Origin of the sequence: Paracoccus benzoatiresistens, assembly GCF_026913015.1 — a bacterium.
GTDB lineage: Bacteria > Pseudomonadota > Alphaproteobacteria > Rhodobacterales > Rhodobacteraceae > Paracoccus > Paracoccus benzoatiresistens.
In genome coordinates this window covers 22,843-36,518 of record NZ_JAPTYD010000036.1, presented here as the reverse complement: position 1 = coordinate 36,518, position 13,676 = coordinate 22,843, and the positions used below count along the sequence as shown (strand labels likewise).

The 13,676-nt window shown below is 64.9% G+C and carries 16 protein-coding genes and 1 pseudogene; 13 read left to right on the top strand and 4 right to left on the bottom strand.

The features are described from left to right. On the bottom strand, window positions 1-542 hold a 542-nt coding region (locus OU682_RS17500; RefSeq protein ID WP_268943480.1), incomplete at its 3' end, for an FAD-binding oxidoreductase. Between the two features lie 105 nt (window positions 543-647). On the opposite strand from OU682_RS17500, the gene OU682_RS17495 reads away from it, so the two are divergent. Next, on the top strand, window positions 648-1,610 hold the full coding sequence (locus OU682_RS17495) for a LysR family transcriptional regulator (protein ID WP_268943479.1): 963 nt from the start codon (window positions 648-650) through the stop codon (window positions 1,608-1,610). Window positions 1,611-1,757: 147 nt separating this feature from the next. Here OU682_RS17495 and OU682_RS17490 read toward each other — a convergent pair whose 3' ends face one another. Beyond that, a complete protein-coding gene (locus tag OU682_RS17490; protein ID WP_268943478.1) occupies window positions 1,758-2,600 on the bottom strand; it encodes a PhzF family phenazine biosynthesis protein in 843 nt (280 codons plus the stop codon). Window positions 2,601-2,751: 151 nt separating this feature from the next. After that, on the bottom strand, window positions 2,752-3,084 hold the full coding sequence (locus OU682_RS17485; RefSeq protein WP_268943477.1) for a hypothetical protein: 333 nt from the start codon (window positions 3,082-3,084) through the stop codon (window positions 2,752-2,754). Window positions 3,085-3,532: 448 nt separating this feature from the next. On the opposite strand from OU682_RS17485, the gene OU682_RS17480 reads away from it, so the two are divergent. From OU682_RS17480 to OU682_RS17435, 11 genes and pseudogenes are all read left to right on the top strand, one after another. Further along, a complete protein-coding gene (locus tag OU682_RS17480) occupies window positions 3,533-4,252 on the top strand; it encodes a gamma-glutamylcyclotransferase (protein ID WP_268943476.1) in 720 nt (239 codons plus the stop codon). A 407-nt stretch (window positions 4,253-4,659) separates the two neighbouring features. Further along, the gene (locus OU682_RS17475; RefSeq protein ID WP_268943475.1) at window positions 4,660-5,115 is read left to right on the top strand and encodes an ABC transporter permease subunit; all 456 of its coding nucleotides are present in this window, start codon (window positions 4,660-4,662) and stop codon (window positions 5,113-5,115) included. Continuing rightward, window positions 5,112-5,240, top strand: a pseudogene (locus OU682_RS24150) (hypothetical protein); the annotation flags it as partial. The gene OU682_RS17475 and the pseudogene OU682_RS24150, both read left to right, overlap by 4 nt. A gap of 80 nt (window positions 5,241-5,320) precedes the next feature. Then, the gene (locus OU682_RS17470; protein ID WP_268943474.1) at window positions 5,321-5,563 is read left to right on the top strand and encodes a hypothetical protein; all 243 of its coding nucleotides are present in this window, start codon (window positions 5,321-5,323) and stop codon (window positions 5,561-5,563) included. A gap of 32 nt (window positions 5,564-5,595) precedes the next feature. Continuing rightward, on the top strand, window positions 5,596-5,913 hold the full coding sequence (locus tag OU682_RS17465) for a type 2 periplasmic-binding domain-containing protein (protein WP_268943473.1): 318 nt from the start codon (window positions 5,596-5,598) through the stop codon (window positions 5,911-5,913). Then, entirely contained in the window at window positions 5,900-6,514 is a 615-nt protein-coding gene (locus OU682_RS17460; protein WP_268943472.1) for an ABC transporter substrate-binding protein, read from the top strand. The genes OU682_RS17465 and OU682_RS17460 overlap by 14 nt, the downstream gene beginning before the upstream one ends. Before the next feature lie 27 nt (window positions 6,515-6,541). Further along, window positions 6,542-7,459: an LLM class flavin-dependent oxidoreductase gene (locus tag OU682_RS17455; protein ID WP_268943471.1), complete on the top strand. Its 918-nt coding sequence runs from the start codon at window positions 6,542-6,544 to the stop codon at window positions 7,457-7,459. A gap of 246 nt (window positions 7,460-7,705) precedes the next feature. After that, entirely contained in the window at window positions 7,706-7,849 is a 144-nt protein-coding gene (locus OU682_RS17450; RefSeq protein ID WP_268943470.1) for a hypothetical protein, read from the top strand. A gap of 437 nt (window positions 7,850-8,286) precedes the next feature. Next, window positions 8,287-8,610, top strand: a complete 324-nt coding sequence (locus OU682_RS17445) for an acyl-CoA dehydrogenase family protein (protein ID WP_268943469.1) — start codon at window positions 8,287-8,289, stop codon at window positions 8,608-8,610. Window positions 8,611-8,615: 5 nt separating this feature from the next. Then, entirely contained in the window at window positions 8,616-8,891 is a 276-nt protein-coding gene (locus OU682_RS17440; RefSeq protein ID WP_268943482.1) for a hypothetical protein, read from the top strand. Next, the gene (locus OU682_RS17435; protein ID WP_268943481.1) at window positions 8,792-9,100 is read left to right on the top strand and encodes an acyl-CoA dehydrogenase family protein; all 309 of its coding nucleotides are present in this window, start codon (window positions 8,792-8,794) and stop codon (window positions 9,098-9,100) included. Before OU682_RS17440 ends, OU682_RS17435 begins: the two co-directional genes overlap by 100 nt. Window positions 9,101-9,466: 366 nt before the next feature. Here OU682_RS17435 and OU682_RS17430 read toward each other — a convergent pair whose 3' ends face one another. Further along, the gene (locus OU682_RS17430) at window positions 9,467-10,924 is read right to left on the bottom strand and encodes a Na+/H+ antiporter family protein (protein WP_268943468.1); all 1,458 of its coding nucleotides are present in this window, start codon (window positions 10,922-10,924) and stop codon (window positions 9,467-9,469) included. A 747-nt stretch (window positions 10,925-11,671) separates the two neighbouring features. Here OU682_RS17430 and OU682_RS17425 point away from each other — a divergent pair. Then, window positions 11,672-13,636: a BCCT family transporter gene (locus OU682_RS17425; RefSeq protein ID WP_268943467.1), complete on the top strand. Its 1,965-nt coding sequence runs from the start codon at window positions 11,672-11,674 to the stop codon at window positions 13,634-13,636. The last annotated feature ends 40 nt before the right edge of the window (window positions 13,637-13,676 follow it).

Sequence of the window (13,676 nt, the reverse complement as noted above, 5' to 3'; positions counted from 1 at the left end):
CAATCCGGCGTGGGCGCAAGGCTCGACAAAAGCCCCTGCGGGCGTGCGATCTCCAGCCCCAGGATATTGTCCGAGGTTTTTCCATAGATCCGCGACCCCTTGCCCGACGCGTCGGTCGAGACCATGCCCCCGATGGTGCAGCGCGTCGAAGTCGAGGTTTCGGGCGCAAAGAACCAGCCATGCGGGCGCAGAGCGTCGTTCAGCGCGTCCAGCACCACGCCCGGCTCCACATCCGCCCAGCCCTCGGTCGCGTTGATCTCCAGCACCCGGTTCATGTGCCGCCGCATGTCCAGGACCAGCCCGCGGTTCAGGCTTTGCCCGTTCGTTCCGGTGCCGCCGCCGCGCGCGGTCAGCGCGACATCGGCAAAGGCAGGCGCCTCGAGTGCAGCCAGCGCGCGCACCACATCCTGTCCGTCGCAGGGGGCGGCGATCAGGTCGGGGGTGATCTGATAGACCGAATTGTCGGTGGACATCGCCGCACGCAGTGCGCTGTCCGTCTCGATCTCGCCCCGGAAGCCGGCGGCGCGCAGGGCGTCGGTCAAGGATTGGCCTGGCTGGCTGGCTGGCATGACGATCTTTCAGGCTATTCCTGTTGAAGCACGAAAGCTGTTGAACCACAAATCCAACCTTCATAAAAATAGAAGGTGATGAAGATTAATTCGCAAAACACGAACATGAACCTGCGCCATTTGCGCGCGCTCCACGCCATTCGGGCTGAAGGATCGTTCGCGCGCGCCGCCGACCGGCTGGGCGTCGTGCCCTCGGCCCTGACCGAGACCATTCGCCAGCTCGAGGAAAGCGCGGGCGTGCCGCTGTTCGACCGCCGCATGCGCCCGCCACAACTGACCGGAGCCGGGCTGGAGTTCCTGGACGAAACGCGCCCCGCGCTGGAGGCGCTGGACCATGCGCTGGAACGCTTGCAGGAAAGCGCGGATCTGGGACGCGGGCGGCTTGCGCTTGGCGCCTCGCCCTCGACCATTGGGGGTCTGGTCGCACCCGCGCTCCGCCGCTTTCGCGCCGATCATCCGGCAATCGCGGTGCGCCTGCACGACGGCCCCGCCGAGGATCTGGCGCGGATGGTCGCGGATGGCGACCTTGACCTGGCGGTCGCTGGCTATTCCAGCACCTCGCCCATGCTGGAGATGCGCGAGATTGCGTGCGATCCCATCGGCCTTGTGGTTCCCGTGGATCATCCCCTGACCCGGCTGGGCCGCCCGCCCCGGCTGGCCGAGATCGACCCGGCCACCCTGATCCATCTGGACGAGGGCGCGGGCACCGCCCGCCTGCTGGCCGATGCGCCCGACCTGCCCCCGCCGCTGAAAAGCGGGCCGCTGCGCGTCGCCTCGACCTTCGGGCAGCTTTGCCTGATCCGCGCGGGCATCGGGGTGGGGCTGCTTCCCCAAAAGGCCGCCCTGCTGTTCGACGATCCGCGCCTGGTGTTCCTGAAGGTCGCGGACCTGCGGCTTGCGCGACGGATCTCGTTGATCTGGCCGGCGCGGCGGGCGCTGTCGCATGTGGCGGCGCGCTTCATGGCGCTGTGCGAGGCGGAGCTGACGGCCTCTGGTGCGCGGACGGGGGATCACGCGGGCACCGACCAGCCTGGCCAATAGCCCGGTTAGGTCGAAGTCACCTGTGGACCTGCATATCCGCGACGCGTCCGCCCGGCAGGGGCTTGCCTGCGAAAAGCCGGGTTTCCCCGCGCATGGCCTGCCCACCGGGTCCGGCTGCCGAAGTGGCTACCCGGATCGCCCCGACTCTCAAAAGCTTACCCTTCCGCTGATGTTTGTCCTGGTGACCCCGCCGATCCAGATGTCATCCCCGATCTGGTCCACGTGGACCCGTCCGGCCCGACCAAGGGCCGTGCCCTGGCTGGCAACATAGGACCGGGGTGCGCGGCCGCTCCCGATCAGCCATTGCCCGAGAGCGGCATTCAGGCTGCCGGTCACGGGGTCCTCCTTGACGCCCACGCCCATGGCAAAGGCGCGAACCTCGAACTGCGCCTCCGGGCCATCCTGCGCCGCATCCCAGGCTCCCACCACGCCGATCTTGAGATCGCTGAGGGCGGCATAGTCGGGATCGAGCGCGAGAACCTCGGCCTTCGAGCCGAGCTGAACAGCGATCCAGCCGGGGCCGTTGTCGGCCCACCGGGCATGAAGGATGCTGCTCTGCTCGATCCCCAGGCCCTTTGCGATACGGACCAGCAGGGCCTCATCCAGCGGACCCGAGCGCAGCAGGGCCGGCGCGGCAAAGGCCAGCCGTTCCTGCTGGCGCCGCACCGGCACAAGCCCCACCCCGCATTCCTGCATGATCGCGTCACCGCGCGGCGTGCCTCCGTTCGTCAGCCAGGCATGGCAGGTGCCCAACGTCGGATGACCGGCAAAGGGAAGCTCGCCCACCTGCGTGAAGATGCGGACGCGGTAGTCGGCCTGGGGCGTCGTCGGCGTAAGCACGAAGGTCGTCTCACTCAGATTCGTCCACTTCGCGAAATCGGCCATCTGGCGATCGGACAGATCGTCCGCGCCGATCACCACCGCGACCGGGTTTCCCTTGAACGGCTCTGACGAAAACACATCGACCTGTTGGAACGGCAGTTCTGGCATCTTGCCTCTCATCGTGGGTTGGCGTTTGTCGAATGTCTGCTTCTGCAATCACAACGCCACCCAGGATTTGGCACATGCCAAGGATGAGCGGTAGGGTGGATGCGATTTCCCGCATTGCGGCATCATCTTTGATGGGGACGAGGATGGCGGACTATGCGGGGCTGTTCGCGGCGGCGCCGACGACACTGGCCTTGCCGCCATAAGCTACTGCCCACAGACTGGCATCCACGGAATCGTTCTCGGCACCACCCGCGCTGCCGAAGTTGCCGATTGCCATCGCAGTGACAGGCGTCCAAGCCGAGGCTTCGATACGTGTGTGAAGATAGTCCCTCTCCTCGTCGCCCGTGATCATCTGGGAATTTCCGCTGGACAGTGTTGTGGCCCTGATGCAGGAGGAGATCGTGTCGTAGCCCAGGCCACCAGCGATGGTCTTGACCTGCTCGGACTCGTCGACCGTCAAAAGCTCGATGTATTCGTTTTCCATCGCAAGCCCCCTGAATGCTTCCGACCCGGGAAAGGCGGATCGGATGGCGGCCGCAGGCGGGAAATGTTCAGGGCGTCAGCATCCCCGCCGGACGGCGTGTCGGATCCGAAGCATGACCCTCCCCGATGCCGCTGGAGATGGGACGTGGACCACCCGTGAAGCTGTGCGAGGTCCCTCCGGAAAGGCTACGCCTGCTCATCGCGGCCGTCCATCAGGAAACCCCGCGGTGCGTCCTGCGGTGCCTTGGATTTCATGCGCCTTCCTGTTCGCCATCCGCGTCCGCAGGCAAATCGTGGAGAGAGAGGCCTTCACGCTCCCGACCTGGAGCGGCAGCGATGCGAAGGTCGTGTCCGAAGGTCAGGATGGAAACGGAGGGGGCTTCCGTGATTGACCTCGTCCTGATAGCACCCACATTGCAGGAAACGATTGCCGCACCCGAAGGAATTTGATGGCCAAGCCCTGCCCCATTGTCCTCTCCGACACTCATGTTGCCCAGATACCCTCGGTCGAGGGGCCGCTGCACGATCCACGCTGGCGGATGCTCGAGGACGCCGATCTCGACAGCCTCGCCGAGGATTTGACCCGGGGACGGCCACGGCCGGTTCCGATCTTTGCCTATGGCTCGCTGATCTGGAATCCCGGCTTTGCCGTGCAGGCGCGACGCCGCGCCACGGCCGTCGGGTGGCATCGCAGCTTCTCGATCTCGCTCGACCATTTCCGCGGCTCGCCCGAGCGGCCGGGGCTCATGCTTGCCCTTGCTTCGGGCGGTCAATGCGAGGGCCTGGTGCTGGACATTGCCGAGGGGACCGAGACCGAGTCGCTGCGCGCCATTCTCAAGCGCGAGCTTGTCGCCCATGAACTGACCGCCAATGCCTGCTGGATCGCCGTTGATACCGATAGCGGCCGCGAGGAAGCCCTGACCTTCTACGCGGACCCGGTGGGAACCCAGACAGCGCGGCTGACGATCCGGGAACAGGCGCACCGGCTTGCGCGCGCCGCCGGTGCCGCGGGATCGGGGGCGGAGTATCTTCTGCGCACGGTCCGCGGCCTTGCCGAACATGGCATCCATGACGACTACATCTGGGCGCTGCAGCACCAGGTGGCCGAAGAAATAGAGGCCACCTTGGCCGAAACGGGTATCGCGGCAACCGGGTCGGCGTCCGCGTAGCCCGGGGTTCGGAGCGGCCACACGCTGTGGAACACAAGCGCTGCACAGGCACCGGGGCATGGAACACGCTTTCGGAAACGGCGCTTTCTTTGGAATGGTGAACGAGGCAGATCGCCCCATCAATCACGACGAACGCAGTCATGATGTCAGTGTCGATGTCGCGCTGGAAGAAGAAGCGATGACCATCGAACTTGTCGACCGGAAGGCCTTGTCGCCATCGCCTGAAGGACATCGCCTGCGGCGTGCGCCAGGGAATGACCAGCTTCACCTGCTGTCATGGGCCGCGCCGCCGGGCTTGCTGGTCGTGTGGGAGGCCGCGGGCCGGACTGGAATGATCGCCTCTCAGGTCCTGCCGGCCCCCAGTTCGGTAGCCGTCACGGCCTGGCACCTGATTGCCTCGGGCGCGCTTGCTGCGCATCTTAGGGCCAGTTTCGCCAGGGCGGCCGTCGGCTTTCACGCTCGGCGGCATCATCGGCTTCGTCCTGGGCATTCTTGTGGGCTTCTCCCGCCTTGCGGAAGCGCTGCTCGACTGCTCTATCCAGATGATCCGCGCGATTCCCTTCCTGGCATTGCTGCCGCTGGTCATCATCTGGTTCGGCGTCGATGAAAGCGGCAAGATCTTCCTTGTCTCATTGGCCGTCCTGTTCTCGATCTACACCAACACGGTGCTCGGCATCCGGCAGGTCGATCCCAAGCTTCTGGAACTGGCCCGCGTGACCGGCCTGTCGCGATTGGAGACAATCCGCCGGATCATCCTGATCCATGCCGCGATCGGTGTCGGAGCCGACCTGCTGGCCCCCCGGGCGCGGGAACGCAGGCTCCTTGGCTGGCACCCGAACTGTGCGAGTGGAGCGCGGAAATGAGAACCAGCCCGGCAGTGACCGTCCCCAACCTGCAGCGCCGTTACGGGCAACGGACCGTGCTCGAAGGACTGGACCTGACGATTCTCAAGGGAGAGTTTGTGGCGCTTCTGTGCGAGTGCGGTTGCGGAAAGACAACGCTTTTGCGGGCGCTGGCGGCTCTTGACCCGTCGATGGCGGACAGATCGACGGCCCGAGGCAACCCGCCGTGGTCTTCCAGGAGCACAGGCTGCTTCCCTGGGCCATCCTCATCCGTGAGCTTGTCGCCCGCCACCAGCCCGGCGTGGTGCTGGCGACTCACAACGTGGACGAGGCGATCGCCATCGCCGACCGCATCCTGATCATGCGCGACGGCGAGATCGCCGCCAGCTACAGATGGCCAACCCATGCCGGCCTGCGCCAGATCCTGCTGCACGAGCTTGGCGTCGAAAACGACAGCCGCGCCGCCTGATCAATGCCGGAGCCGCACTTGGCGCAGCCTCGATGCTGCCCGGCTTTGCGCTTGGCCGCACCACCGACACCGTCCGGGTGGGCTGGGGCAAAGGCAGCATCACCCAGATCGCCCTTCAGCGGGGCGAATTCGAGAAAAACCTGCGGGACAAGGGCATCAAGGTGGAATGGGTGGGACCATTCCCGAACCATGCGCCGCCGATACAGGCCGTCATGGGCGGCAGCGCCGACTTCGGCTTCTGGGGCTCGACCACGCCGGCGCTGGCGGCGATCCTTGCGGGCTCGCCTCTGGTGTTCACCCAGTTCCTCGTCCACGCCCCGGTCCACGGCCATCATCGTGAAGAAGGATAGCGGCATCGACTGCGTGAAGGACCTTGTAGGCAAGCGCGTGGCGGTCAATCGTTCAGGCTTGGGCGAGTTCCTGGTCGTCGCCGCGCTGGAGCAGAATGGCATCAGCCCCGATCAGGTCGAGTTCGTCTATCTGAACCCTCCCGACGCCGCTCCCGCATTCGGCCAAGGCAAGGTGGATGCATGGTCGATGTGGTCCCCAGGCGTCGACATCGCCCGAGCGCAGTTCGATGCCAAGGACATCTTCTTTGAAGGCACGGACCTCGACCACCTGATCGACTATTCCTCGCTGGTGACGCTGCGGAGCTTTGCCGAGGAGAACGGCGATCTCGCGCGGGCCGTGACCGAGGCCTACAAGCGGGAAGGCGTCTGGATGACCGAAAACCCGCTGGAGACTGAAAGGATCATCCCGAAGGAAGCGGGCTATGACGACACGGTCCGCGATCACCTGGCCGGGCTCAAGCGCAAGACGATGTTCTTCGAGGCCGACGACGCCGCCTTCCTGTCTGACTTCCAGCGCGCCGCCGATTGGCTGAGCGAGCGCAAGATCCTGCCGCAATCCATCACGGTCGCCGAGCATGTCGTGCGCCCCGCAGGAGTATGATCTGCGACCAGACCCGTTCGTCTTGGCGTGAACGTGCTCGCTTCCGGGCGGCATGACGCCGCGCAGCATTCCACGGACATCGACACCTTCAGCCGCATCGCCCGGATTGCCGAGCGCGGCAGGATCGACGCCCTGTTTCTGGCCGACGGACCCGCAGGACTGGTGGAGGAAAGCTTCACCCGGCCCTGGCGGGCGCTGGAACCAGTCTCCCTTCTGTCGCCCCTCAGCCAGCAGACCGGCCACATCGGCCTGGTGGCGACAACCTCGACCCTCTTCGGCCATCCTTATGTGGCAGCCCGGCAGATTGCCACGCTTGACCATATCTCCAAGAGGCGCGCTGCCTGGAACATCATCACCAGCCAGACCCCCGTGGCCCTCGCGGCCTACGGGCTCGAGAGCCGGTTCGGCCAGGACGAGCGTTATGTCCGGGCCGACGAATTCGCCCGGATCGTCACCGGGCTCTGGTCTTCCGTGCCGCAGTCGGCGATCGTTGCCGATCCTGGCCGCAACCTGTTCGTGGACGAGACCGTCACCCGCCCCATTGACGTGCAGGGGATCCACTTCCGCAGCCGGGGAAACCTTTCGGCGCCGGTCGGCCCGCAGGGGCGGCCCGTCATCTTCCATTCCGGGCAGTCCGACGACAGCAAGGCGTTCGGCGCGAGATGGGCGGATGCCCTTTTCACCGGGCAAAGGACACTGGCGGGCGCGCAGAAGTTCTATTCCGACGTCAAGGCATTGGCACGGGCAAACGGGCGCAACCCCGATCATCTGCTGGTCATGCCCGGCTTGTTCCGCATCCTCGGCGGCAGCGAAGAAGAGGCGCGAGGTCGAAAGGACGATCCGGATGCGCGACTGGACATCGACTTCCCGCACCATGAGCTTGCGCATCATTTCGCCCTGTCCCCGGACGACCTGCCGCTGGTCGGGGTCCTCCCTTCGATCTGATCGATGCGCGCGAGCCGCATGTGCCGATTGCCTCGCGCTGGCCCCGCAGGCACATCCTGTCCGAGGGACGCCCGGCGAACTGGACGGCCCGGCAGGCAGCGCTGTCGGACATCATCGGCGGCCACCGGATGATCCTCGGCACGCCCGAGCAGATGGCGGCGAACATGCTGGACTGGATCGACGGGGGCCGGCGCAGACGGGTTCAACCTCAACATCGATGTCCAGACCTCGGGGCTCGAGGACCTGGTGGACAAACTGGTCCCGGTGCTGCAACGGGCCGGACGCTTCCGCACCGACTATGAGGGTCAAACCCTGCGTGACCATCTGGGCCTGCCGCAATTCGTTGATCCCCGCGACCAGGATCAGCTACGCACCGGAACGGAGGCCTGAGATGCTGCACGAAGTCTTCCCACGGCACCGGGCGGCAACCTTTCGCCGCTGGGCTGGTCGCCGGTGACGAACCGCCCTGGCCTTGGTCCTGTCCTTGATCGCTTCGGCAGCGGCGCCGCCGACCGCGATACGCATCGCCGGCTGATCTTCAAGGAAACCGCCGAACCGAAGCGGCTAGGCTTTGTCGCGCTGCGCCTTGATCGGCCGACCGCCCCTGCGCTGCCCCTGCCCGAGTTCTGCGCCCTGATCCGCGACCTTGCCGCGGCCGACCCGAATTTCGCCCATGTGTTCCGCAACCACTTCTTCGCAGTGGCACCCACCGGCGGAAGCCGGACGATCCCTTCCCCGCACAGGTCCTGCAACTCGCCTGGGATGGGGCGATGTTCGGCGTCGCCTTCAGCGAAGTCAGCAAGGTTCCCGCAGGCGGAACCGGATATATGCCGTCCGCGAGCCCCGAGGCGGATGGTGACGGATTTTGGATCTCGGGAACCAAGATCTGTTCGACCGGCAACATCTATGCCGACTGCCTGTCCTGGTCGGCAGTCGAGGACAACGGAACCGCGCGGCAGTTCTTCATTCCCACCGGTGCGGAAGGCGTGGCGATCGAGGACGACTGGGATGGCTTCGGCCAGAAGCTGACTGGATCGGGCAAGACCGTCTTCGAACGGGTGCGCGTGAAAAGGGCTGACATCCATGATGCCCCCGACGGGGTGCCGAGGAGCCTTTCCTTTACGGCTATACCTTTCACCAGGTCTATCTGACCACCATGATCTCGGGCATCGTGGACCGGATCCTGCGCGATGCGGTGCAGCTGATCCAGGCCCGCAAGCGCAATTTCTATCACGCGCTGCACGAGCACCCGTCCCGAGAGCCCGAACTGCAATCGGTTGTCGGCCGTATCGCCACCCACCGCGCCGCCATCGAAGCCGTCACGGACCCGCTATATCGGCACTTGATCGAGCCTGGGCAGGTGCGGAGGGTCCGCAAGCGGCCGAGCTTTCGATCGCCGCCTCCATCGCGGCGGCCGGGGCCAAGGTGGTGACCGACGAAACGGCGGCCGCGCTTGCCAGCCTGCTGATCGACGTTTCCAGCGGCAGTGGCGTCAGCGTGAGCCCCGCGCTGGATCGCCATTGGCGCAACATCAAGGTCATCTCGGCACACAATCCCCGTCTCTACAAGGAGCGCGTCCTGGGTGACCATTACCTGAACGGCACGGCACCCCACCGGCGCGCTCTTCCGAGGACCCCATAACGAAATCCATTACGCCGCACGCATTGGAACGGATACCCCGCGCGAGAAGATGGAGAGCTATATCGCCTGGGAACTGAAGCTGGTTGCTCAGTTGGCTAATGACGGCGTTTCTCGGCTTCATGTGGTGCGGCAGATGGCTTGACGCTGTTTTACTCAGGAACCCGAACGCCCAGGCATGCCTGCGGATGTTTCGCGGGCAGACCCTTGGACTGGTGCCTCTCGCCACCGCAAGCCTTCGCGGTGGTGAAGATGACGCCGCTGAGAACCGGCCTGTCCCTGATGCGGGACAGGCCATTGCTTTTCGGGAAGCGCGGTTGATGCCGCGATCCGCGCTTTGGACACCCGACAGGGTGCCGTTGCCGACGGTCAAAGCGTCAGCGCGGCAATCCAGGCAAACAGCACCATGCCGAAGTTCGCATGGATGAAGGTCGGGATCACGCTGTCCTTGATGTGATCGTGCTGACCGTCGGCGTTCAGGCCTGCCGTCGCGCCCAGCGTGATGGTGGAGGCAGGCGATCCTGCATCGCCCAGAGCCGCCGCCGCCCCCAGAAGAGCGACCGTCGCCAGCGGCGAGAAGCCAAGCGCCAGGGACAGCGGCACATAGACGGGCGCCAGGATCGGGACCGAGGCAAAGGAGTCCCCGAAGCCGATCGTGATAAACAGGCCGACCAGCAGCATGATCGCCGCGCCCAAGGCCTGGTTGTCGCCGATGAAGGCGGCCGAGGCTGCCACCAGCGGCTGGACCTCTCCGGTGGCGGAAAGCACGCCCGCGAAACCCGAGGCGATCGTGATGATGACAGCCACCTGCGCCATCATCCGCAGCCCTTCGGTAAAGACGTCATCCTGGTCCCGCCAGCGGAAGATGCCGGCAAAGCTGAGGATGACGAAGCCGACCATTGCCCCGATCAGAAGCGAGTCGAACCTGATCTGGCAGATGAGCGCCACCAGCAGCGCGGCAATCGTCGCCAGCAGTTGTGTCAGGTTCAGGACAACAGGCGCCATGTCGGCAACCGGCGCCTTGTTCTCGATCAGGCGGTAGTCGCGCGGCTTGCGGTAGGTGATGAAGACGGCGACGAACATCCCGGCCAGGATCCCCATCACGGGCAGGAACATCGCCCTGGGCGCCATGTCGGCTGTCACGACCAGGCCAAGGTCTGCGCCGACCTGGTTCAGGTTGGTCAGCAGGATATCGTTCAGGAAGATCGCCCCGAAGCCCGTCGGCAGAAGCAGGTAGCTGGAACTGATCGCGCAGGCCAGCACGCAGGCGACCGCCCTGCGGTCCATGCGCAGGCGGTTCATGATGCCCAGAAGCGGCGGGATCAGCACCGGAATGAAGGCGATGTGGACCGGGATGAGGTTCTGGGACATGACGGAAGCCGCGCACAGGATCAGCAGCAGGGTCCACTTGATGTTCTTGCCGGTGGCGGCCTCGCCTGTCCCCAGCCGTCCCGAGATCTTCGCAGCCAGCAGTTCGAGCAGCCCACTGCGCGCCAAGGCAACCGCGAAGGCGCCGATCATGATATATGTCATGCCGACCTGCGACCCGATGAGCAGGCTGTCGTTGAGTGCGGCAATCGTTTCCGTCATCGACAACCCGGCCTGCAGGCCGCCAAGCACCGCAGCAGAAACCAGGGCGATCGCCACGGGCACGCGAAGCAGGCAAAGCGTCATCATCACGATGATCGACAGGACGACCGCATTGATGTGCAGGCCTGTCGCGAGCGAGCCGCCATAAAGGATTGCGGACAGGGCAAGCACCGGAAGCACGCGCTTGCGAAGGAACTCTCCGTCGCCATCGGAGAAGCTAAGGGGCAGATCAGTCATCGCTCGTTCTCTCACAGGGTCCGGGCCCAAGGCCCGCTCCACGAGGCGATACGTCGCGCCAAAGCCGGTGTTCAACCGGATTATCCGTTTCGTGCCTGCCCCAACAGATTGCGCGGCGTGGTCAAGGGCAGTTCAGCGCCCCATGCGTCGTATTACCCCGTCGAGCAGGCCTCTTATGCAGGCTGCCATCGTCCAGGCGGTGCGTGCCCGAGAGGCAACGCTGCCCACGCGGAGCGATCAACAGCCGAGAATTGGACCACGTTTTCTGATCGCTCAGAAAGGTTGCCGTTCTACCCGTAAGCCTTGCCCGGGTGAGAACCTCACGGAATGTCCGCGACGGCCAATCCGAACATGATCATGGCGTCAAGAAACATGACGGCGGTGGCAAGCAGGAAATTGACCATCAGGCGAATCCTTGTCTGGCAGGGGGTTCTCCACCCACAACGACAAAGAAGCGGTTTGGATGCATCGTCCGAAGCAATGCCATCAGCACTAAACATTTGATAAGACGCATGTCTGGACGGCATTTTTTCAACCTCCGCGCGCGGGAACCCCGTGGGCGACCCGGCCTAGCCCTGCGCAAGCCCGGGGTCATGCTGGCGGGTCTGCCGATCGTGGAGGGTGTTCGGAACATCCTTCCTGACGCAACCGGAGGGACCGAACGGCGCTTAAGGGCTCCGGTGGGTGCCTTTTGGATGCCAACTGGGCTAAACCCCGCCTTCAGGAGCAACTTCGAAGGAGTATCTTTTGCACAAGCTGACCAAAGACATCGCGCCCCTGCCGTTCTTCGGTTCCGCAATCATATCACTGGGCCTCATCATTGCGGCCTGTCTTGCGCCGGACCTGTCCGCCCGCTGGTTCCAGAAAGCCAATGACTGGATCATCCGCGAACTTGGCTGGTATTATCTTCTGGCGGTTGGCGGCTTCGTCGTCTTCCTGCTGTTTCTCGCCATCAGTCCGCTTGGCAAGGTCAAGCTGGGGCCAGACGAGTCCTCCCCTGACTACAGTCTCGGCACCTGGATCGCGATGCTGTTCAGCGGCGGCATGGGCATCGGCATCGTCTTCTATGGCGTGGCCGAGCCGATCATGCACTTCTCCAATCCGCCTGACGCCGTTGCGGGCAGTCCGGAGGCCGCGCGGGACGCCATGGCGATCACGTTCTTCCACTGGGGGGTGCATGCCTGGGCGATCTATGCCGTGGTTGGACTGGCGCTGGCGTATTTCGGCTTCCGCCGCGGCGCGCCCCTGACGATCCGGTCCGCGTTTCGTCCTCTCCTGGGTGATCGGGTCAATGGCCCGATCGGCGACATGATCGATATCTTCGCGGTGGTCGGCACGCTGGCGGGCCTGGCAACGTCCCTTGGCCTTGGCGTGGCACAACTGAACGCCACGGGAACCTACCTGATGGGCATCCCCCAGACAATCGGGGTGCAACTGGTCCTGATCGCGATTGTCACGGTGCTTGCGACGCTGACCGTGGCGACGGGGCTGGACAACGGCATCCGCCGTCTCAGCGAATTCATCCTGATCCTGTCCTTTGTGCTGATGGGGCTGATCCTGGTCCTGGGCCCGACCCAGTTCCTTCTCCAGGCCTTTGTGGAGAACATCGGGCTCTACATCGACAGCTTCGTCTCGCGCACCTTCCACATCTATGCCTACGAGCCGACGGACTGGGTCGGGGCGTGGACATTGTTCTACTGGGGATGGTGGATGTCCTGGTCGCCCTTCGTCGGCCTCTTCATCGCCCGAATCTCCCGCGGACGGACGATCCGCCAGTTCCTGCTCGGCGTGCTGTTCGCGCCGGCCGGCTTCACCGCGATCTGGTTCACCATCTTCGGCGATCTGGCCATCTGGCTTGATACTCATGAAGCGGCAGGCGCCATCGCGCGAACCGTGTCCGAGAACATGCCGATCGCGCTCTTTGCCGTGTTCGAATACCTGCCCGCCTCGGATGTGCTGGCATGGATCGCCGGGCTTCTGGTCGCGATCTACTTCATCACGGCTTCGGATGCCGGGGCATTGGTGATCGCCATGATCACCTCGCGCGGGGGTGAAGAAGAGCCTGCGCTCTGGTTGCGGGTGTTCTGGGCGCTGGTCTGCGGCGGCGTTGCCGGTTGCCTGCTTCTGGCAGGCGGGCTGGATGCGGTGCAGACGGCGGCGGTGATTGCCGCGGCGCCGCTGTCGATCGTGATGCTGTTCATGTGCATCGGCGTGTGGAAGGGCCTGTCGGACGAGGTGGCGCTGACCGCCAGCGCCGCGCTGCCAAGCACGCCCCTGGCCGTGAGCGAGGGCGCATTGTGGCGTCGGCGCCTTGGCGCGATCATCAGCCACCCGCACAAGTCGCAGGTCGAGAGCTATCTGGCCAGCACCGTCGCGCAGGCACTGGAAGCCGTGCGGGTCGAACTCGCCAAGCGCGGCCATGCGGCAGATGTGGAGCAGGCCGAGACCGGTGTCGCCCTGCGCGTCGATCTGGGTGACACGACAACCGGCTTCACCTATGCGGTTCAGCCGGTCAGCCAGCCGATCCCCCCGTTCGCGCTGACGGATTCGGCCCGCAGCGAGGGCGGCCGCAACCGCTACTATCGGGCCGAGGTATTCCTTGCCCAGGGCAGCCGCGGCTATGACATCTACGGCTTTAGCAAGGAAGAGGTGATTGCCGACGTTGTCGCCCATTACGAGCGCTTCCTGCATTTCGTCGCGCTGCGAAGCTGATCACGCAGGGGCCGCCCTCGGGCGGCCCCATTGCGCTCTC

Excerpts from the sequence above, each read along its gene's own strand:
- OU682_RS17495 (WP_268943479.1), top strand. The coding sequence starts at position 648 with ATGAAGATTAATTCGCAAAACACGAACATGAACCTGCGCCATTTGCGC.
- OU682_RS17490 (WP_268943478.1), bottom strand. The coding sequence starts at position 2,600 with ATGCCAGAACTGCCGTTCCAACAGGTCGATGTGTTTTCGTCAGAGCCG.
- OU682_RS17465 (WP_268943473.1), top strand. The coding sequence starts at position 5,596 with ATGCTGCCCGGCTTTGCGCTTGGCCGCACCACCGACACCGTCCGGGTG.
- OU682_RS17445 (WP_268943469.1), top strand. The coding sequence starts at position 8,287 with ATGCCGTCCGCGAGCCCCGAGGCGGATGGTGACGGATTTTGGATCTCG.
- OU682_RS17430 (WP_268943468.1), bottom strand. The coding sequence starts at position 10,924 with ATGACTGATCTGCCCCTTAGCTTCTCCGATGGCGACGGAGAGTTCCTT.
- OU682_RS17440 (WP_268943482.1), top strand. The coding sequence starts at position 8,616 with ATGATCTCGGGCATCGTGGACCGGATCCTGCGCGATGCGGTGCAGCTG.
- OU682_RS17480 (WP_268943476.1), top strand. The coding sequence starts at position 3,533 with ATGGCCAAGCCCTGCCCCATTGTCCTCTCCGACACTCATGTTGCCCAG.
- OU682_RS17485 (WP_268943477.1), bottom strand. The coding sequence starts at position 3,084 with ATGGAAAACGAATACATCGAGCTTTTGACGGTCGACGAGTCCGAGCAG.